Below are 20,716 nucleotides of genomic sequence, written 5' to 3' on the forward strand. Positions count from 1 at the left end.
CCGCAGTTATTATAACTTCCCCAATCATCTTCAGATGATTTCGGCTATTAGCTTGGGAATTGATTCCCAAGCGGTTCAGGTGTTCGACCAGATGGGATGGCGGCGCCTTTCCTACCCATCCATTATCCCACCAGCCGGGAGATGAAATAGGGCAACACCATCGAATTTATTTTACCACATGAGTAGCCCAGGCATCTTGCCTGTAAAAAAAAGCGATCGCACCCCCTTCCCCCTAAATCCCTCTCCCCGAGGCAGAAAGATTTAGGGAGAGGGCCCTCAACCCAACCTATCCCACGCCTCCAATACCAGGCGCCGCGTGCGGTATTCTCCATAGGCTTTCATTTCATTGTTTTTTAAGACTCGGAAAGTTTCGCTGGGGAAGTCGTCGCCGTGGATGTCGGCGGGGTCCAGGATGTAGCGGAGCTCGTCCCGGGTGAGCCCGTAGAGGCGGGCGTATTTTGCATCTAATTCCGCTTTTAATATGGCGCGGCGGTTTTCGTCCCAAATGAAGGGCTCGCCGCTGTATCCCATATCCGCCGCGAAGGGTTTCATGTCGTGGGTGGTGTACACCAGTTCCAGGACGCGGCTGCTGATGTATTCGATGTCTTCTGGGGTGTACCAGTCGGGGGGGATGATGGGAAGTTGTTTGAGGATGAAAAAGCTAAAATCTATACCCCCGAGTTTTTGACGAGTTATGAAATCAAAAACAATACTATTAATATTTCCCAGAAAACAAGGCGTTTTTGGTATGTTTTCACTGCCGACAAAAATCAAGGGTGACTTATCATTTATTCCAAACCTAGGAACGAGACTCAATATAGATGTTCTTTCATCCGTAGATCTACAAGTTTTTCTCAAAGCCATCAGCCATTCTTTATCCCATCGATCGCCCAATTTATTTTCAACTTCGGTGCGATCGACCCAGTAACGCGGCGTAACAGAATAATCGGGATTTTGTTTGTCTTCGATGGACAGATTTTCAGTTTTATCTCCCTGATAAGTTCCATGTCGATGATCGAATTGCCAAAACATCTTTGCTTCATAAAGCGGAAGGCGATCGCTTCCCGGTTCGTCATAAAACAAACCGCTATCGCTAGACATATTAAACAATCCTTGCATAAACGAAATTCCCCAAGGATTTTCGCCCGTCTGTTCGTTTTCCAATACCGGAACTCGCCGATAAATTTTCTTCGTCAATTCCGCATCCGTGCGAGTTCGGAAAATTGGACAGGTTAGAGTATTGGGATTCATCAATTGTATATCTTCGGGCTGCAACTCAAATTTTCTGGATAAATCATTGACTTGATTCGGCTCCAGCAAAAAGAAAGAAAAATCAGTTGTATTTATTTCTACTTGTCCGATGACAAGCAACGCGAATTTCATCCGACTGTCAACGTCGGAAAATAATTTTCTTCGATTTTCAAAATCAAAGAGTGTCTTCAATGATTTTTTTTTCACTAAATCCCCAAAAAAATGCTGGCAAGTCGCATCCGTCGCGATACCCGTCGGAACGATAATTCCCGCATAGCCAGAATCAGAAATCAGATTTCTTGCCGTTTCTGAAAAAACGGCATAAGTGTTAATTTTTCCGGTGGCAGTTAATGGAAACCGCCGCGACTCTCGGATAAATTTATTCTGTGCGTCCGCGAAATATTTGGCATCCGCCCAAGCCTTCGCCAACTGCGGATTTTCCTGCGGCAACTTGGCGATCAACTTTTTCCGTGCCACGCTTGTTTTTGCCGAAACGATTGTATCATCCTTCCCGGCAAAAAACTCCTTTTCTGCAATTTGTAATTGTTCCCAAGGCGGATTCCCCAAAACGCAGTCAAACCCGCCATTCTCGAACACATCCGGAAACTCGATCGCCCAATGAAAAAAGCGATAAGAATCCGCCACCCGGTTCGCCGCATCTATGATGGCAAATAAAGCCGTCCCCTCCCGCGTCAACTCCTCCGCCGTCGCCCCTTCCAACACCCGATGCAAGGTCGCCGAAGTAGGAATTAACTGCAAATTCTGCAACGTCAGGGGGGTAAAAAATGCGGCCGTCCACAAATTACAAGCCGTGCGATCGCGCCACCATTTCAAATTATCCGGACTGTGCAGCAGTTGGTATTCCTCCGCCTTCCGCTTCACCTCATCCGTCGTCGTTTCCGGACTCTCACCCAAGGCCTGATACTCCTTAGCATACTCCTGGCGTCCCGCCGATTTCGGGTCTTCAAAAACCAGCGATAACTGTCCGGTTTCAATATCCTTAAGTTCCTGCTTGTTGCGCTTTTTAAAACTGGCGACAACCTTCTTATCGTCCCCCGTCATCGCCTTAAAAGCCGCGTCCGGTATCCCCTCATCCAAACAATCCACGTCCAACACCCCGACGAGGGAATTACCGCACTTAATCCGGTGGTCCAAAAAGTTCAGCGGCAACCCCCGACAGAACCCCTCAATCCACAACGCCACCTTGCACAAATCCACAGCCAAGGGATTCAAATCCACCCCATAAATACAATGTTGAATCACATCCCGAATCGCCTGTCGCAGCGGTTCGGGTCCCGGCTGTGCCTCCCCCGTCCGCACCCGGGCCAACTCCTTCCCCAAACGCCGCGCCGCCGCCAGGAGAAAGTGCCCCGAACCGCAGGCAGGGTCACAGATTTTCAGGGAGAGGAGGGCGGCTTCTCCCTCTCCCCCCAGCCCCCTCTCCCTGGGGGCGAGGGGGGGTAAGAGTTTATTGTTTCCCTCCTCCTCCGACTGGTTCCCCTTCTCCCCGAGGGAGAAGGGGTTAGGGGATGAGGGCCCCAAAGACTCCGAGGATAAAGAACTCTTGTCCCCCTTCTCCCCGAGGGAGAAGGGGTTAGGGGAAGAGGGCCCCAAAGACCCCAAGGATAAAGAACTCTTGTCCCCCTTCTCCCCGAGGGAGAAGGGGCTAGGGGAAGAGGGCTCCGAGGGTTCCAAGGGTCCCAAAAGTCCAAAGGACTGTTTAATCGTCTCCAACACTTTGGGAAGGTTATTTTCCACCTCCTCACTGGTGACTCGGACAAAATGCAGGCCCAAGGACTCCAAAAGTTCCTGTCGCTGTCGGTCCGCTTCCCGTTGGCGTTCGTGAATGGGGCCGTCTACTTCGACAATTAAGCGTTCTTGCCAACAGAAGAAATCGACAATAAAAGTTCCGATGGGATGCTGTCGGCGGAATTTGCGGTTTTCGAGTTGTCGGCGCCGCAAAGCTTGCCACAAAATCGCTTCGCTGGGGGTCGGTTCCTTGCGAAACTGTCGGGCAATTTCCAGCATCCGCTTTTGTAGGTGGGGGGGGATTTCCCATTTTCCCTCTCCCCCCGACCCCCTCTCCCTGGGGGCGAGGGGGGGTAAGAGTTTATTGTTTCCCTCCTCCTCCGACTGGTCCCCCTTCTCCCCGAGGGAGAAGGGGTTAGGGGAAGAGGGCCCCGAGGACCCCGAAGATAAAGAACTCTTGTCCCCCTTCTCCCCGAGGGAGAAGGGGCTAGGGGAAGAGGGCCCCACAGACTGCAATCGTTGGGCAATAACCGGTTCGAGCGCACTTTCGATCAACTGTCCCACCAAAGCCGGGGGGGTGTAATAAGAGCCCGTAGTTTTGCGATCGCTTCCCGTCACCAAACGGAAATAGTAAATCCCGGACTTGCACTCAATTTTGGGGTTGAAATCCAGTAAACTTTCGTAGACGCTGCCCAACTCCTCCACATCCAAGGCGCCGTAATTCACCCGCCGCCACTGACCCTTATTTTCGTACATAGACAGGTGCCAGATCGCCGTTTTTAAGTCGTGGTTGTCGATCGCATACTCGTCCAATTCCGCCAAAGATTCCGACCCGAATAAATCCCCGTTCAAAGGGGACAAATCCAACAGCCGCCCCCGCCAATTTTCGTCAAATAAAGCGAACGTCACCCGCAACCCCTGCCACAAATCCTGATATCCCTCCCGCCGATAGCTGGGTTTTTCGGCGATCGTCCGCAATCGCTCGATGCTGTAATATTCGGTGTAAATTCGCGCCTTCTCCGCGTCCGAACCCGCCAGCAGGGCGCCCCGGGACTCAGCCACCATCAAAAACAGTAGGCGGTAAATCAGCCGCAGCAGTAGGCGGTAAAAGGTGGTTGCGCCCTCTCCCCCCGGCCCCCTCTCCCTGGGGGCGAGGGGGGGTAAGAGTTTATTGTTGCCCTTCTCCTCCGACTGGTTCCCCTTCTCCCCGAGGGAGAAGGGGTTAGGGGAAGAGGGCCCCGAGAGTCCCGAGGATAAAGAACTCTTGTCCCCCTTCTCCCCGAGGGAGAAGGGGCTAGGGGAAGAGGGCCACTGAAGGAACCCCGTCCCCAAGAGCACCAGGGCCCGTTCCACCCCGTCCCGCAGGCGATCGCGCACCCGTCCCCCCTGCTGCAGGGACTCCTGGTGGTAAAATTCCAGCAGACAGCGATCGGCGTCGTCCGCATCCCGGGGAAGCCGCGATCGGTGAAACAGGCGATAAAATAGCCCAAATTCCGCGAAATTCTCCCCGTCGAGAATCTGTTCCAGGTCAAATTCGATATAACTCAACCGCGTCATCAGGCTGGAATCCCGCAGCAGACGCCACCGCAGCCCGTTCGTAACCACCGCCCACAGGTGTTCCGTGCGGTTCAGGTACTCCTGTACGAGGGCATGGGCTGAAAGCCGTGGCGTGCCACTGGGGGGGCGCTCCTCCAATCGCACCCCCGCCCCAACGATATGCACGGGAGGTTTATCCGCCCCCGGTTCGGCCCGGTGAGAAATGGCGTAGGTGAGCCCCTCCACCACCTCCGCCTTGGCCACATAAACCGGGTCATAACCCAAACTCCGCAACAGCGGCACCACCCACTGTTCCCGAGTCGCCGTCGTCGCCGCATCCCCCTCCGGTAGCCGGGAAAAAGCCCGCCGGAACGCCGCCCAGTAGGCCTTCGCATCCCCCCAGGCGATCGCAATTTCATCCGCCAACTTGTCACTTTTTCCGAGTCCGAAATCCTCAGCCGCCTGACCCTTGATATCCCCGGCCAACAAATCCGAAGTCAGGTCAGAGACAATCAAATTTCCTTCAATTTGTAACCCCGATAAATTAGCCATTGTTTCTCCTGATATAGTGCTGGGGATTAGGGAGTGGGATGATTAAATCTCCATCAATAACTCCTCCGTGTCCTCTGTGCCTCTGTGGTTTTAAAAAAAATCGCGATATTGGCAGTTTCAGATCCAACCCACTCCCTACTCCCTCCTCACCGCCGGTTGCAAAACAAACAGCCCCAAAACATCCATCGGCAACTGAGGTTTGACCTTAATTTGCCCCTCTTTCGTGATGCTGCGGACGCGGCGGTGAGATTGAGCCAGATTTTGGGCGCGAATATGGGCGATCGCTTCCAACTCCCCATCCAAGCGGTGCAGTCCCGCCAGCACCTCCGCCAGGTCCCGCCGCTTCAATACCGGGGCCATATCCGCCACGGGTTCGGCCTCCCGGATCAAATTTTGCGCCTCCTCCGGTTCCAACCACAGGGGGTTTGACGGGGGTCCGGTGAACCCCGCCACGAAACACTCCTCGGCCAGGAGCGTCTCGACTCGGGGGCTCTCAAATAAATAGCGCGATCGCAACAATAATAAAGTCGTGCGCCGCTCCACCGCGTCCGTCATCGTCAACCCGCACCGTCCGGCGATCGCACTTTCGGCATTTTCCAAACTGTCCTCCAAAATATACCGCGCCAACCCCTCCACCAGGGGATGGTTACGGCCCACATATTCGGCCCCCTCCGGCGTCGGCGAAACAAATGCAATCAGCCGCGGCTGGTCCCCCAGGCGGGGTTGCAAAACCGGGGGAATGGAAGGCAGGCGCCAACCCCGTTTCTTCTTCTGCAACGAGGCATTCAGCCGGGCACAGGCATCTTTGACGAACCGCTCCACATCGGCGGTGCTCCCCAAAACGCGATCGCTCTCCAACAATTCCCGCTCCACCTCCTCCGGCTTGATAGCCGCTTGAGCGAACCGGGTGCGGCTGACCTTTTCCCGCTCCACAGCGCGATCCCAGCTTTTGTGCACCCGCTCGACGGGGAGCTCCTCCTCGTCAAGCAGATCCAGCAGCGACAGTTGCTCGGCATCCGTTTGGCGATCGAACAGGGACTTGAACACCGCCTCAGAGACAGTGGCGCTGTCCATCGGCACGGGGACGGTGATGCCCAGGGTTCTGTGAATTTCCACCGCCTTGCGGATCAGCACTTCCAGCACGGCGCCATCGACGGGGTTATCCTGTCCGTAGAGCAGATAACTGTGTACCTCCGGGGCGCTCTGGCCGTAGCGATCGACCCGGCCTTCCCGCTGTTCCAGGCGGTTGGGGTTCCAGGGGAGGTCATAGTGCAGCACGGCGTTGAAGTGCTCCTGCAGGTTCACCCCCTCGCTGAGGCAGTCCGTGGCGACCAGAACCCGCCGGGGGTACTGGGTCAATTCTTCGAGCCGCGCCTCCCGTTCGCTTTCCGACTGTTCCCCGGTGATGGCGATGACCCGGGTTTGGTCCTGGCGCTTTTTCTCCAACCGGGTCCGCAATTCGGCCGCGAGATAGTTGGCCGTGGCGATGTACCGGCACCAGACGATCGGGTGCAGGCCCTGGTCGAGGAGTTCGGCGACGGTGGCCGCGGCGGCCTGTAGTTTGGCGTCTTTGGGGCCTTTGAGTTGTTCGGCGGATCGGATGAACTCCCGCAGTTTCCGGCGATCGCGGTCTTTGTAGGTGGACCCTCCCCCCTCGATCGCGATCGCGGGTTGGGCATCGGTGGCCTGTTCCCGGTCCGTGGGGTCGTAGGTGTAGGCGACCATCAGATCTTCGTCAATTTCCGCGATCGCCTCGGTTTCGGCGGCCTTTTCGGCCTGTTTCCCCAAGGTGGCGATCGCGGCCTCCGGGGAGGACATAACGCAGCGGATCAGGGCCAGGGCTGCCCAGTACCGCCCCCGTCGCTGGGCGTAACTCATCTCGCCGGTGGCCGTTTTCACCAGGCCCCGGGCGAAGTTGTAGGCGTCCTCGAACAGGGTTTTGTACTCTTTGGAGAGCTTGTAGGGGCGATCATGGGACGTGCGCTCCGGGAAGGGCGTCTCGTCCCCCAGCCAGCGTTTTACGTCGGCGCGGCGCCGCTGGACGAAGTGGCGGGCCAGTTCGATGCGCTGGTTTTGGGTGAGGTTGTCGAGCTCCCAGGTTGCAAAGCGGCGATCGAGCAAACCGAGAACGGACAGGAAGGATGCTTCGATGCCGCTGTGGGGGGTGGCGGTGAGTAAAATCAGGTGTTGTCGGTCGTTGTCTGCGATTTCTGCGAGCAGTTGGTGCCGCTGCTGTTGGGCGGCGCTGCGGCCTCCCGGGCGGGCGCAGGTGTGGGCCTCATCCACGATCACCAGATCGGGGCAGTGGGCGAGGAAACTGGCGCGGCGGCGATCGGATTTGGCGTAGTCCAAACTGACGATAATATGGCGGTAGTAGCCGAAAATGTGGTGGTCGCCGGCGGGTAGGGCCCGTTCCAGTTGGCCGACGGTGCCGGAGCGGATTACGGCCGCGTCAATGTGGAATTTTTGTCGCAGTTCCCGCCGCCACTGGTCGCACAGGTGGGGGGGACAGAGGACCCCTAGGCGTCTGATTTCGCCGCGATCGAGCATTTCCCGGGCGATGAGTCCCGCTTCGATGGTTTTGCCGATGCCCACGTCGTCGGCGATCAGCAGGCGGATGGTGTCGAGCCGCAGGGCCATCAGCAGGGGGACGAGTTGGTAGGGCCGGGGGCGCACGGACAGCCGCCCCAGGGACCGGAAGGGCCCGGCCCCGCTCCGCAGGCTCAACCGGGCGGCATCGAGGAGGAGTCGGGCCGCGTCGTGATCGGCGATCGCATTCGGGTCGGGGGGCGGAAATTGGGCGGGGGCGATCGCTTCTTGTTGCAGGGGTTGGTAGATGCCACAAATCTGCTCTTCGCTACCGCTCAGGGGCCGTAGGCGGACGACTTCGGGCAGCTCGGAGGGGAGTACGATCCAGCGGCGATCGCGGCAGGTAACGACGGCACCCGGCGAAGGGCGGAACGGTTCGGTCATCGAAGGGGAAAAGGGATCATTTTGAGTGGCTCTCAGAGCAGTATATCCCGGAAAAGGACTGATTTCAAGCTGTATTAAAAAAACTTTGATAGCAACCGCCAAGGCAGTTAGGACAGCTCTTCCTACTCCCTACTCCCTTTCTACAGATCGCAATGTCCGAACCGTTCTGTCCGTGGCTATACATTTCTGAGGATGACGAAGTTTCACATTTCTTAAAAATCCGCGACGGTGCCGATCTGAGGGGGTGGGGAGTAGAATGGAAGGGTTTCCACCATCGGGAAGGCAAAACCGGGCGATGGGCGGACTTCGCGATCGCGCCCCGAGCCGAAAGCTGATGGCTATATTAACCGGAGAAAATCATGGGATTGATTTCTAATTTAAAAGGAAATGCGGGAGTCGTCTCGCAACGGCAGCTCGAATCGGAGTATGGCAGACTGTTGGTTGAAAATGAGGCGATCGAAGTCGGATTTCACGTTTTTCGAGATACGTTTATTTTCACCAACTACCGCCTGATATTGGTGGACGTTCAGGGGATGACGGGCAAAAAGATCGAATATTTGTCGATACCTTACGGCAAAATCACCCAATTCAGTATCGAGACAGTGGGACATTTCGACTCCGACGCCGAGTTGAAAATTTGGATCGGCAGCAACCCGATGCCGCTGGAGAAAAAATTCAACAAAAACGTCGATATTTACGAGGTGCAGAAAGTGCTGGCGACTTATACCCTCAAGTGAATCTATAAACCGGGTTTCACGGAAACGATAGTTCGATTTGAGTTGACAACAGTTCATCCGGGAAGCGACGGCCCCGCCCGGGTTGGGGGTGACGGGGTGCGGGGAGTCGGCGGCGATCGCGACGGTTGACGAAAAAAACCTCCGTAAACGGAGCGAAAAAGGAGGGGCGAAAAGACCATCAAAATTCCGTGGAAATACGACGGAGGAAGGGGAAGCAGCGCACCGATGGGGGGAGAGGCACCGAACCCAACTTCATACGGGTCAAGATGTTCTCCCCACACCATCCGGAGCGACGCCGGCGCGGAACTCATTCCCCCAGCCCGCGTTCCCGCTCCCGCAGATGTTCCTCGCACAACAGCATGAGAACGTGGTGTTCCAAAGCCACAGCCAGTTGCGGATCTTTTTCCTTCATCCGAGCCAGGGCGGCGGGCGAGAGGCGGTAGAGGGCACTCGGGCGATCGGCGATCGCGGTAGAGAGTCGGGTCGCCGTCGGAGAGAGTCCGGTCTTGCCAAAAATGGAGCCGTTGCCCAGCGTCCACAGCCGCAGCGGCGGGCGATTTGGAGGGTCCACCCAAATGCTGACCTGCCCCCATCGAATGAAATACAGGCCGCAGTGGGGGTCCCCCTGGCGAAAGACGGCGGCAGATTCGCCCAGGTGCAGCAATTCCAGATATCCTTTGAAGGCGTCGAGGGATTTGGAGCCGCCCAAAATCTTCGCCAGTTCCACATCCAGCCGCCGGGTGTGAAGTTTTTCCCAGCAACAAATCCAGCGGCGGTATTTCCACAGGCCGGTATTTAAAATGCGCTCCTCGCACCACTCCGTACCGCGATCGCGATCGGGAAATACCCGACAACTCAAATCGCCCTCGGCCAGAACATTTGCCCGCCGCAGTTGCCGTTCGATGTCGGGGGACAGGTGTACGAGCACCAAAATGATCTGGTGTCGGCGGGCGACTTGGCGAATTTTGGCGAAGCCGAAGGCGGCGGACGAGTCGATGCCGGCCACCCGCCCGAAGTCGAGGATGAGAAAGCGGAGCGGCGGGCGGCGGGGATCGCAGATGCGGCTGCAAACCTGCTCGATGAGGGAGTTGGCGGTGCCGAAAAATAGAAACCCTTGGAGGAGCAGGATCTCAAGCTGGCCGTCGTTGTGCCGGAGGATCTGCCGTTGGTAGGCGGGGCGCAGTTTGTGACTCGAGGCGATCGCGCCGGCCTGCCATTCCCGGACGGGGGAGATGCGGCTGCAGTTGAGGGCGAACAGGACGACGGCGATCCCCAGCCCGACGACGATCCCCTCCCAAAAACCGACCGCGGCGATCGCGACCCAAATCGAAAGCAAGCTGAAATAGTCCATTAAACCGAGCTGGCGGCGGATATCCCAAACCCAAGTGACGAGGAGGGAGACTCCCAAAAAAGCCGACAGGCCGCCCAGGATGGGCTTGGGGAAAGCCGACAGCAGCGGAGCCCCCCAGACGAGGACGGCCACCGCCACGGCGGCGGCAAACACCCCGACCGAGCGGCGCTTCACCCCCAGTTGGTGGGAGAGCAGGGAGAGGCTCAGGGATTGATACCCCACCAGACCCCCGCCCAAGCCGGATATCAAATTCGCCGTCCCCACCGCCCGCAACTCGCGATCGAGGTCGATGTCTTCTCGGACAGCCAGTTCGATGCCGACGGCGTTGAGCAAGGAACCGACCACCACGAACAGCGCCACGGCAGCCAGGGGACCGGCTTGAACCGCGATCGCCGACCAGCGCACCGCCGACAACCGAACCGGGTCGAAGCCCCGCCAGAGAGCGCCCTCGGGCAGACCGGCCGGCAGCCAACCCCGGGCTTGGGCCTCCTCCCACGGCAGTCCGGTCGCTCCCCAGAGCAGGTAAAACAAGGCGACACCCGCCAAAATCCCCAGGGGAGCTGCCGCCCAGTGGCGGTATCGGCGGGAGATCCCGAATAAGATCAGCGCAAAAATGACCCCGGACAGCCAGTGCCAGAGGACATCGGGGGCGAACAACCGGAGCCAATTCGAGCGGGTTAGGGGCAGATCCGCCATCATCCCGACAGACCCGATCAGCAGCAGCCAACCGGTTCCCGCCAAAAACCCGCCCACGACTGGGTAGGGGATCGCCCGGATCAGGTGGCCCAGCTTTAGATACCCCGACAGCCAGCAGGCGCCTCCCGACAGCAGCGCGGCGCAGCCCATCGCCGCCATCACGGTGGCGATGACTTGCCTATCCGTCGCTTCAGGCGACATCCCCTCCGCGATCGCCGCCGCGAGTCCCGCCCAGATCGCCATCGGTCCCTCCTGGAGGCCGGAAACGACGCCCCGGGCGGAACCGGTCAGGGCGATCCAACTGCTGAGGACCGCGATCGTCACCAACGCCATGGCAACCCCTTCCCACAGCCCGCCAGACAGGTCGCCGGAAAAAACCAGGGCGATCAGGGATAGGGCGAAGCTGACCTCGATGACCCCCGCGATCGTACCCGCCACCAGGCTGGGAATCAGGCGGCGCGGGTGCAATTCCCGCAACAGTGCGTTGATCCGGTCGGACAATTGGAAATCATGGGACAGAAAATTGCCAATTAATTTGTACCTCATTCTCGCCTCCCCCCTCTCCCCCAGAACCGCGTCAGTCCCCCCGCGATATCGCCACCTCCGCCTCCGAGAGGACCTTCGCTTCCATGCCCGCACTCGGGGCAAGTCAGGTTCGTCTTGCCGCCGGGGACGTCCCCCACTTCCGTCAACGTCCCGACAACCCGCAGGCGATCGCCCGCCGTGCCAGGGTCGAGATATCCTCCCGCATCACGGTGTGAAACAGGCTCGTCGCCCACACCTCCTCGGTTCTGATGACGGGCAGGTGTCCGGGGGGAGCCGCAATGTCGAACGTCAGCGGGAATAAGTCGTCGGGTGCCATCCCCCACCCCGACAGCGACGCCCACCGCTTTCCGTCCCGCCAGCCCACGTCCCCGGCGAATTGCTCCCACTGTTCTTCATCGAGGCTTCCATCTGCCGTACCGCCCGCCCGCCGGTATGCGTCCGTCTGAGCCGCGAAGCCGAAGCGGTTCCCGGAATGTTTCGCCCACAGCCCGTCAATGGCGCGGAGGTCTTCGCAGGGGAACGCCTCGATGTCCGCCGATACCAAATACCCAGCCTCCGCCCGTCCGGCAGTTTCCACCATGAGCCGCGCCGTCTCGTCCTGGGCTTGCTCCCACTCACCCGCCGCCAACAACCCGTCCAGGGTGGCGTAGGATTCCGTTTCCGCAGATGGCGATCGCCCGCCCCCCTCGTTCAACAGCCGACCGCACCCCGCCACCGCCGTCAGCGCGACGAAAACTCCCGCCACGGCCCACGCCGTCCCTTTTTCCTTCACCGTACCGTCTCCTTTCAATGCAGCGTCGGACGGCGGACTCGGACTCAAACGCGAACCGCACCGCCCACCTCAATTTTCGCCCCGACGGCGGGTCGATCCGGCAAACCGCGAATCGCACCCGCACTCTAGGGAATAGGCAACAGGCAACAGGCAATTGTCCGGTGGGAGGGGGTAAGAGAGAGTGGATACTTGATGTATAAATTTTGATTTGTTGGTCAAGCTTGATTGAGTATTCAACCGTTGACACAGTGTATTGACCCATGGTAGACAGGGCTTATGAGTAACAAATAAGTAACGGTAGTCGCCAACCTTCACCGGTTGTGCGGCAAAAGTCCCACTAATTCGTTGTTTGACTAACAAGCGGGCGGGGGGAATCGAACCCCCATCATTAGCTTGGAAGGCTAAGGTTTTACCACTAAACTACGCCCGCAAATTGGCACTAAACCAATATAGCACAGGAAAAAATCAAATGCCAAGAGCTCCGCACAAAAAATTTTGAAAGTCGCCACACTCAGGCCGTATCCCTCGCCCGCCCGACTTTCGGGCTGATCACAAACGTCATCACCGGCTCATCGATGCCCTTGAGGCCGATCGCCTCCCGCTTCAGGATCTCCTCGTCCCGGACGTACTCGGCCACCTCCGCCGACACCATGATGCTGTTCGGTGCGGTGGCCTCCTGGAGGCGGGCGGCGATGTTCACCGAAGGCCCGATGGCGGTGAAGTCCGATCGCTCCCGGGAACCGAACATCCCCACCACGGCCATCCCCTGGTGAATCCCGCACCGGAACCGCACCGGTGGCACGCCGTTCGTCCCGATCAACCCCCGTTCCCGCCAGCCTTGGTTCAGTCGTTCCAGATATTGCAACATCTTCCGGGCCGTCGCGATCGCCCGCGCCACCTGCTCCTCGGGACTCATCTCCTCCGGCGCCCCGTACAGAGCCATCACCGCGTCCCCGACAAACTTATCCACGGTCCCCTCATTCTCGAACACGGCCCGGGTCATCTCCGCCAAATACTCATTGAGCAACTCCGCCACCCCCTGGGACTGCAGCGCGTTCGACATCTGCGTAAACCCGACGATATCGCTGAATAAAATCGTGATCAACTTCGGTTCCGGGCGCAAATCCAGGGTCAGGTCCCCGGCGGCGGCCTTCTGCACCATCGACTCCGGCAGGAAGCGCCGCAGTACCGACTCCGTGAGGTACTTGTTCAGATGGGCGACCCGGCGCTCCTCGGCCTTCAACGCCTGCAAATTCCGCACCTCGGCGATCAACTCGCGATCGTTGAACGGCTTGGAAACGTAGGCATCCGCCCCCCGCTCCACTCCCTCGATGCGGGTGTCCTCGTCCGCCTTCGCCGTCAGCAAAATCGTCGGCGTCCCCTTCAATTCCCGGTCCTCCCGGATCATCCGGATCAACTCCAACCCCGACACCTGCGGCATCATCAAATCCGTCACGATCACGTCCGGATGATAAATTTGCGCCTTCTTGAAGCCGTCCGCTCCATTCTGCGCCAAAACCACGTTGAATCCCACCTGTCGCAATATCATCGAGACGTAGTGGCGCAAATCCGGGTTGTCGTCCACCACCAAAATCGTGTTGGACTGCAATTCTTCCTCGGGGACTAACAGTTCGGGAAGATCTTGGGCGTCCTCCACCACGTCCGGCAAATCCACCTCCACATCAGCCAGCTCGACGGCGGCGCGGCGGGTGTCGAATTCGGCGGGAATTTCGATCACCTGTTCCGGGGGCAGGTGGAGGCTGCCGAGTTGCAGCCAGACGGTGAACGTCGTGCCTTCTCCGTACTCGGAATCCACGGTAATCTGTCCCCGGTGGAGGTCCACCAATTCTTTGACCAAGGCTAACCCCAACCCGCTGCCCTCGTAGGAGCGGTTGGCCGACCCCTCGGCTTGGCGGAAGCGCTCGAACAGGTAGGGAATCTGTTCGGGGCGGATGCCGATCCCTGTGTCCCGAACTTGCAGGCGGCAGTAATTTCCCTGTTGCTCCAATATCACCGTAATCGTCTTTCCGGCGGGGGTGAATTTCATGGCGTTGGAGAGCAGGTTGTAGAGAACCTTATCGAAGCGATCGAGGTCGAGGTAGAGTTGGGGACACTCTTGCAGGTGGGTGACGAGGCGGATGTTTTTGCGATCGCAATAAGGTTTGAACGATTCCACCGTCTGGCGGCAAAATTCCACCAAATCGCAGGGCCGGAAACTCGGCTGCATCCGTCCGGCATCGAACCGCTGCAAGTCCAATAACTGATTCACCAACCGCAGCAGGCGGCGGGAGTTCCGCAGAGCAATTTTGGCCTGTTCGTAGGGGAGATCCTGCTGTTGGTTGATGGCCGATTCCAGCGGGCCGATGGTCAGGGTTAAAGGGGTGCGGAATTCGTGGGAAATATTTTGGAAAAATTCCGTTTTCAGGCGATCGGCCTCCAGGAGGCGATCGGCCTGCTGGCGGGTTTTTTGGTAGAGGCGGGCCTGCTGCACAGCCAGGGCCGCCTGGGCCGCCACCACCTCCACCAAATTGATGTCCGAGGGCTGCCAGTGGCGAATTTTGTGATTTTGCCGCAGGGAGATGCTGCCGATAATTTCCCCGTCCAACAGCAGGGGAACCACCAATAGGGCGGTCGAGGGCGATCGCAGCGGCATTTCTGTCAGGTTCCAATCGGGTTGTCGGCTCAGATCCGCGATCGCCACCGGCTTTCGGGTGCGAACCAACTGCTGCAATACCGGGTTGCCACTGATGGGCACCGCCGACTGCGGCAACTCCTCCAACTCCTCCGATTCGTCCGCCCCCTTTTCTTCCTCGATCTGCCCCACCACCGCCTCCTTCGCGTCGGCATCGTAGAGCCCCACGCACTGCACGTACTCGTCCCTCGGCGTCCACAGCGACAGGGCGCACCCGTCCACATTCAAAGCCTCGCCGAGTTGCTGGGTGATGGCCGCGAAGATCTTCTGCGGTTCCAGGCTCGACCGGATGGCGTTGGTGATGGTGTTGACCAGGGCCTCCCGGCGGGCCAGTTCCCGCACCTGCTCGTAGGCCCGCACTTGGGACAAAGCCAAAGCCGCCTGGTCGGCGACGGTGACAGCCAGTTGCACTTCGTGGTCCAGCCAAGTGCGGGGTTTGTCGCACTGGTGCAGGGCTAGAACCGCCATCAGTTCGACGCGGTAGTACAGGGGGACGAGCAAGCTGGAGCGGATGTTGGCCCGGGCGTAAACCTCCCGGCGCCGCCGCCACTCGGGGGAATCTCTGCCCCGAAAGTCTCCCGCTTCCGAGTCGGGTATCGCTTCCACCTCCGCCGTTTCCCACACCAGGGACCGGAACTCCGACCGGTGGCGTTCGAGGGGAATTTGACGATCCCCCGGCGCCTCGTAGGCGAACCACTCGTCCATCCACTCCCCGTCCTGGAACGGCTGCAAAATGCAGTAGCTCACCTCGAACATCTGGCCGACGGTTTCCACGATCCGCTGGAGCATTTCCCGGGAATTGGGAGCCGAGCGGATCGTGTTCGTGACGGCGTAGAGCAGGGATTCCTGTTGCAGGGCCCGGCGGAGTTCTTCCGTGCGGGATTTCAGGACGTTGTGGGTTTCCAACCCCTGCCGCACGATCGCCTTGAGTTCGTCGGCTTTCCAGGGTTTCGTGACGTATTTGAACACCTTCCCGGCGTTGATCGCTTCGACGAGATCTTCGACGTCGGTGTAGCCGGTGAGGATGATGCGGATGGAGTCGGGATATCGGGTCGCCGTCAGGCTCAGAAACTCCGTCCCGCTCATGTAGGGCATCCGCTGGTCGGAGATGATCACCGCCACCTCCCCCACCTCTTCCAAAATCTTCAGCGCGGCCGGTCCGCTTTGTGCCCTGAGAACTTTAAATTCGCGGTGGAAGGTGCGGTACAGTAAATCCAGATTATCCGGTTCGTCATCAACCACTAAAATGGTCGGCTTCAATTTTTTTTTGGAGGAATTCATGCACCGCTCTCCTGCTGCAAGGGCTAATGAAATCGGGTCCGTATGTGGGAAAGTCCGGGTCGGATTCAACAAGGATTCGGCTTCACCGATTCATCTTCTACGTCACTTGTTTAATCGATTCGGATCTCCGGCGATCCGGTCGGGAGCGACACCCGAATCCCGAAATCCCTTCCTTCCCATGAACCGTTCCTCGGTCGAGATCGTGCCATCCGTTAAAATTAGCAAATCGGCGATCGTGCTCGTTGGCGAGATTTGACGGCCAGCCCGCCTCGAACTCATGATGCACTCCTATCGTCAATCATATTCTTACCCGTCCGCCCTCGGGGTGAGATTCGACCCCCCCCGATCGCCATTCTCTGCATCGAGAGCGACGATCCGACCGCGGCGACGATCGCCATTCTCGAACCAGACCGAACTCGACCGGCGACGGGGACGGGACTCGACCCGTTTCGGAAGCTCAACGGATCGCGGGGTAGACGCGACACCCCCCGGCTTCGTCCGGTGACTCGCTCTCCGTGTAGATTGCGGTGTCCAATGCATAAATCTATTTTACCTTCAATGACTCCCCCGCAAATTGTTGTCGCCCGTTTCCCGCAGATCGGCTAAAGTGTATAGAAGTTGGCTTGGAATCGTGGAGCCATTCTTCTTGACCTCAACGACTCACAGACGAGATGATGCCGGCGGCGCGTTCAGGGATTCCCCCCTGAAAATTCGCGCCGCCACCCCGGCCGATTTGACCCGGTTGACCGAGATCCTGGCCGATAGCTTTCACTCCCGGGCGGGGCTGGCCGGTTTCATGTACCCGATTTTTCGCCTCGGCATTTACGAGGATTTGCGGAATCGCCTCTCTTCCGCCTCCGGCTACTACGCCTGTCTGGTGGCGACGATCCCGAAATCCCGATCGCTCCTCGGCCCGGTCCCCCAAAATGCCTCGGAACAGTTGCTCGGAACCGTGGAAATGGGACTGCGATCGTCGTCTCCCTGGTCCGTGGGCGATCGCTACCCCTACCTCTCCAACCTCGCCGTCCACCCCAGTTTCCGACGCCGCGGCGTCGCCCAGACCCTCCTGGCCCGCTGCGAACAAACCGCCCTGCAATGGGGCTTCTCCTCCCTGCACCTCCACGTCCTCGAAAATAACCACCAAGCCCGACAACTCTACTTCCGGGCCGGTTATCGCCTCCAGGAGGTCAGTTCCGGCTGGGATTCCCTGTTCTTCGGCCAACCCCGGCGCCTGTTCCTGTCCAAACCCCTGTCCCCGCCCTGATGGGGGCGGAGGAAGCGGAGGAGGCAGAGGAAGGCAACGGTCAAGCGGAGGCAGTAATGGAGCCAGCTCCTATTGCCGATTGCCGATTGCCTATTGCCGATTGCCTATTGCCGATTGCCGATTGCTAGCTTGCCTATTGCCTATTGCCTATTCCCTATTCCCTACTCCCCCTTCCGTTTCAACTTCTCCCCCACCCGCAGGATTTGGCCGGCCAAGATCGCCGCCCCGAATCCGTTGTCGATATTGACGACTCCCACCCCCGCCGCGCAGGAATTCAGCATCGTCAGCAGCGGCGCAAACCCGTTCAAACTGGCGCCGTAACCCACGCTCGTGGGAACCGCAATCACCGGACAGTCCGCCAACCCCGCCACCACGCTGGGCAGCGCCCCCTCCATCCCGGCGACCACGATCAGCACGTCCGCATCCGAGATCAGATGCCAATTCCCCAGCAAGCGGTGAATCCCCGCCACCCCCACGTCCCACAGCCGCCTCACGCAAAACCCCGACAGGGTAGCCGTTATCGCCGCTTCTTCTGCGACTGGTAAATCAGCCGTCCCCGCTGTCAAAATTGCGATCGCGCCACTACACTGGGAGGGAGTCGCACTCCGCCGGTCCACCGCACAAATCCGGGCTTCCCGATAATAGATCAAGTCGGGAATTTCCAAGAGCAATTCTTCGTAAACCTCCGGCTCGATGCGCGTCGCCATCACCACCGGATTTCGCTTCTCCAGCGCCCCCATGATTTCCACGAGTTGATCCACCGTTTTTCCCGGCCCCCAAATCACCTCCGGAAACCCCGTCCTCAGCTTGCGGTGGTGGTCGATCCGGGCGTAATCCCCCACCGGCTCGAAGTCAAAATATCGCATTTTTTCCAGGGCATCGGCGGGGGTCAAATTGCCCCGGGCGACGGATTCGAGCAAATCTTGTAAGGCGTCGGGATTCATCTTAAATTAATTGACAATTGACCATTGACAATTGATAATTATAATCCAGACCCGAATTGGGGGGAGATGTCATCGGCGCTACGGGCGAAATCCCCGCCATCCCCCATCCTCCATCAATCGATTATTTTTTTTTCAAAAAAAAATTAAGAAATGTTAAAAAATTTCGACTTTTTTGGCGGGGGGTTGCTTTTTCGCTTGACTTCCGGTATTATTTTAGATAATGGGAGTGGTGACGAAAATATTTTTTTTGCAACCACTCCCATTATGAGACTATCTGTCAAGATCTTACCGCGACCCGCCCCCCCCTGTCAACCCCTCTTTGCGGGCTTATATCTGGAGGCGAAGAAACCGGGTTTCTAGGAGAGTTGTTTGGAGGGATGAGAGATACTGGTAGAAACCCGGTTTCTAGATATTTGGTTGGAGATCAATATATCCATTATTCCTTGATTTCCAATTCGTACAAGTTCCAAAATCCGCCGCCGAGGGGGGTGTATTCGATACCCTCGACGCGATCGCGGATCGCCTCGAACGACAGCGGATTCACCATGTACATGAACGGCAAATTTTCGGCGATAATCTGCTGGGCCTGCCCGTACAATTCCTTTCGCTTCTTCTCGTCCAACTCCTGGGAAGCCCGGACGTACAACTCGTCAATTTGTCGCTCCCAGTCCGATACCGTCCAGCCTTCGATGCCATCCTCTCCAGGCTGCGGTCCCTGGTTGAACGTGTGCAGTCGGCCTTCCACCGACCAGATATTGTAGCCGCCGTGGGGTTCAACGCCGCCCCCGGTGAACCCGCCCAAATAGGCATCCCAATCCCGGGACTTGGACAGGCGATCGACGTAAGTGTTAAAACTCAGAAACAGGGTGTCCACTTCGATGCCCAACTCGGCCAGATCGCGATCGATTTGGGTCGCCATCTGTTCCCGCACCTTTCTGCCCGAGCTCACCAACAAAGTGAACCGCACTGGATTGCCGTCCGCATCCCGCAGCTTGCCATTTTCATCATAGGTGAAGCCGGCGCCGAGCAACAATTCCCGGGCTTTTTCCGGGTCGTGGTCGTAGGTTTTCAACCCCTCTTCCGGGGACAAATAAAAGGGACTTTGTACCGGAATCGGAGAATGCTGCAGCTCTCCCAATCCCATGAAAATATTATTTTTCATGACTTCCCGGTTGATGCCGTGGTAAATGGCCTGTCGGAATGCCAAATTGTTGAACCACTCGGACTTGTAGGGTTCGACGAAGGGCTCTCCTCGGGCATTTTTGCCCCGGTTGAGGTTGAAAGAGAGGAACACGGTTCCCGTATCCGGGCCGGGGCTGTAGATGGTGTATTGGCCCCGCTCTTCCTCGGGTTTTAGGAGGGGGAACGCTTCCGGTTGGACGTCGAGGCTGTCGAGGGAACCGGAGCGGAAATTGAGCAGTTGGGTGTCCGTACTTTCGATAATTTGCCAGACGATGCGATCGATGTAGGGTTGGGGGTTGCCGCGATCGTCTTTTCGCCAGTAGTGGGGGTTGCGTTCCAAGATCACCCGCTGGTTGGAGGTGTAGCTTTGCATCCGGTACATCCCGCTGCCGACGATTTTTTGGGGGTCGGTATCGGTGCCCCAGGTGGTCAGAAATTTGGGGTTGCCATCGGCATCGAGGGTGCGGACGGATTCGGCGAGGACGTGGGCGGGTAAGATAGGTAAGCCTCCGGCATAGCGGAGGAAGGGAGCGAAGGGTTCGGGGACGGAAAATTCCACCTGACGATCGCCGATTTTTTTGACAGTGGGAAAAGCGCGATCGCTCCCCACTCTCAAGATATCTTTGAAGCTGGTCGGAATGTTGTCGTTGAGGTAAATTTCATTGTAAGTAAAAATCACGTCATCGACGGTCAGGGGTTCCCCGTCAGACCATTTCAACCCCTCCCGCAGGGTGACGACGATGGTCTGGCCGTCGGGGGAGACGGTCCAGGATTCCGCTAAACCCGGTTCGAGCTCCCCGGTGATTGGGTGTTCCTCGAACAGGGGACTGTAAATATAGCCGAAAACGCTGTAGGCGGACTGGTTGAGGGGATAGTTGAACGTACCCGGTCCGCTGGGGGTGGGGACGACCAGGCGGGACGGGGCGTCGGAGGATTGGGCCGGGGAGCAGGCGACGAGGCCGGCGATCGCAAAAACCGACACCGCAAAACGGGCGACCCACCGATGCCATCGCCAGGGAAAGATGGAATGGTTCATCATATTAAATCCCGATCGTTCATTTGGGGAGGCAGAGGAAGCAGAGGAGGCGGAGGGGCGGAGGGGAAGAATCTAAAATCCCCTACACCCTACACCCTACACCCTACACCCTACACCCTACACCCTACACCCTACACCCTACACCCTACACCCT

At 58.3% G+C, this 20,716-nt stretch carries 9 protein-coding genes and 1 tRNA gene; 2 read left to right on the forward strand and 8 right to left on the reverse strand.

Annotated elements, in window-relative coordinates:
- Window positions 1–276: 276 nt before the first annotated feature.
- Both LKE08_RS19555 and LKE08_RS19560 read right to left on the reverse strand, forming a co-directional pair.
- A complete protein-coding gene (locus LKE08_RS19555) occupies window positions 277–5,088 on the reverse strand; it encodes a DUF559 domain-containing protein (protein ID WP_324705931.1) in 4,812 nt (1,603 codons plus the stop codon).
- A gap of 135 nt (window positions 5,089–5,223) precedes the next feature.
- Window positions 5,224–8,061 carry a helicase-related protein gene (locus LKE08_RS19560; RefSeq protein ID WP_324705932.1) on the reverse strand — a complete coding sequence of 946 codons (2,838 nt, stop codon included), beginning with the start codon at window positions 8,059–8,061 and terminating at the stop codon, window positions 5,224–5,226.
- A 359-nt stretch (window positions 8,062–8,420) separates the two neighbouring features.
- Here LKE08_RS19560 and LKE08_RS19565 point away from each other — a divergent pair, with 359 nt between their 5' ends.
- Window positions 8,421–8,798 carry a PH domain-containing protein gene (locus LKE08_RS19565; RefSeq protein ID WP_324705933.1) on the forward strand — a complete coding sequence of 126 codons (378 nt, stop codon included), beginning with the start codon at window positions 8,421–8,423 and terminating at the stop codon, window positions 8,796–8,798.
- A gap of 307 nt (window positions 8,799–9,105) precedes the next feature.
- Here the strand turns inward: LKE08_RS19565 and LKE08_RS19570 are convergent, their stop codons facing one another.
- From LKE08_RS19570 to LKE08_RS19585, 4 genes are all read right to left on the reverse strand, one after another.
- The gene (locus LKE08_RS19570; RefSeq protein ID WP_324705934.1) at window positions 9,106–11,391 is read right to left on the reverse strand and encodes a SulP family inorganic anion transporter; all 2,286 of its coding nucleotides are present in this window, start codon (window positions 11,389–11,391) and stop codon (window positions 9,106–9,108) included.
- A 142-nt stretch (window positions 11,392–11,533) separates the two neighbouring features.
- Window positions 11,534–12,211 carry a GUN4 domain-containing protein gene (locus tag LKE08_RS19575; protein WP_324705935.1) on the reverse strand — a complete coding sequence of 226 codons (678 nt, stop codon included), beginning with the start codon at window positions 12,209–12,211 and terminating at the stop codon, window positions 11,534–11,536.
- A 311-nt stretch (window positions 12,212–12,522) separates the two neighbouring features.
- Window positions 12,523–12,593: transfer RNA gene (locus tag LKE08_RS19580), tRNA-Gly, on the reverse strand.
- 81 nt (window positions 12,594–12,674) lie between these two features.
- The gene (locus LKE08_RS19585; RefSeq protein ID WP_324705936.1) at window positions 12,675–16,136 is read right to left on the reverse strand and encodes a response regulator; all 3,462 of its coding nucleotides are present in this window, start codon (window positions 16,134–16,136) and stop codon (window positions 12,675–12,677) included.
- Window positions 16,137–16,782: 646 nt separating this feature from the next.
- Here LKE08_RS19585 and LKE08_RS19590 point away from each other — a divergent pair.
- On the forward strand, window positions 16,783–17,400 hold the full coding sequence (locus tag LKE08_RS19590; RefSeq protein ID WP_324705937.1) for a GNAT family N-acetyltransferase: 618 nt from the start codon (window positions 16,783–16,785) through the stop codon (window positions 17,398–17,400).
- A 161-nt stretch (window positions 17,401–17,561) separates the two neighbouring features.
- Here the strand turns inward: LKE08_RS19590 and larB are convergent, their stop codons facing one another.
- Entirely contained in the window at window positions 17,562–18,344 is a 783-nt protein-coding gene (larB, locus tag LKE08_RS19595; protein WP_324705938.1) for a nickel pincer cofactor biosynthesis protein LarB, read from the reverse strand.
- 436 nt (window positions 18,345–18,780) lie between these two features.
- Window positions 18,781–20,562 (reverse strand): ABC transporter substrate-binding protein, encoded by a 1,782-nt coding sequence (locus LKE08_RS19600; protein ID WP_324705939.1) that lies wholly within the window; start codon window positions 20,560–20,562, stop codon window positions 18,781–18,783.
- Between the last annotated feature and the right edge of the window lie 154 nt (window positions 20,563–20,716).

This window comes from Lyngbya sp. CCY1209, from assembly GCF_035615495.1.
Classification (GTDB): domain Bacteria; phylum Cyanobacteriota; class Cyanobacteriia; order Cyanobacteriales; family Microcoleaceae; genus Limnospira.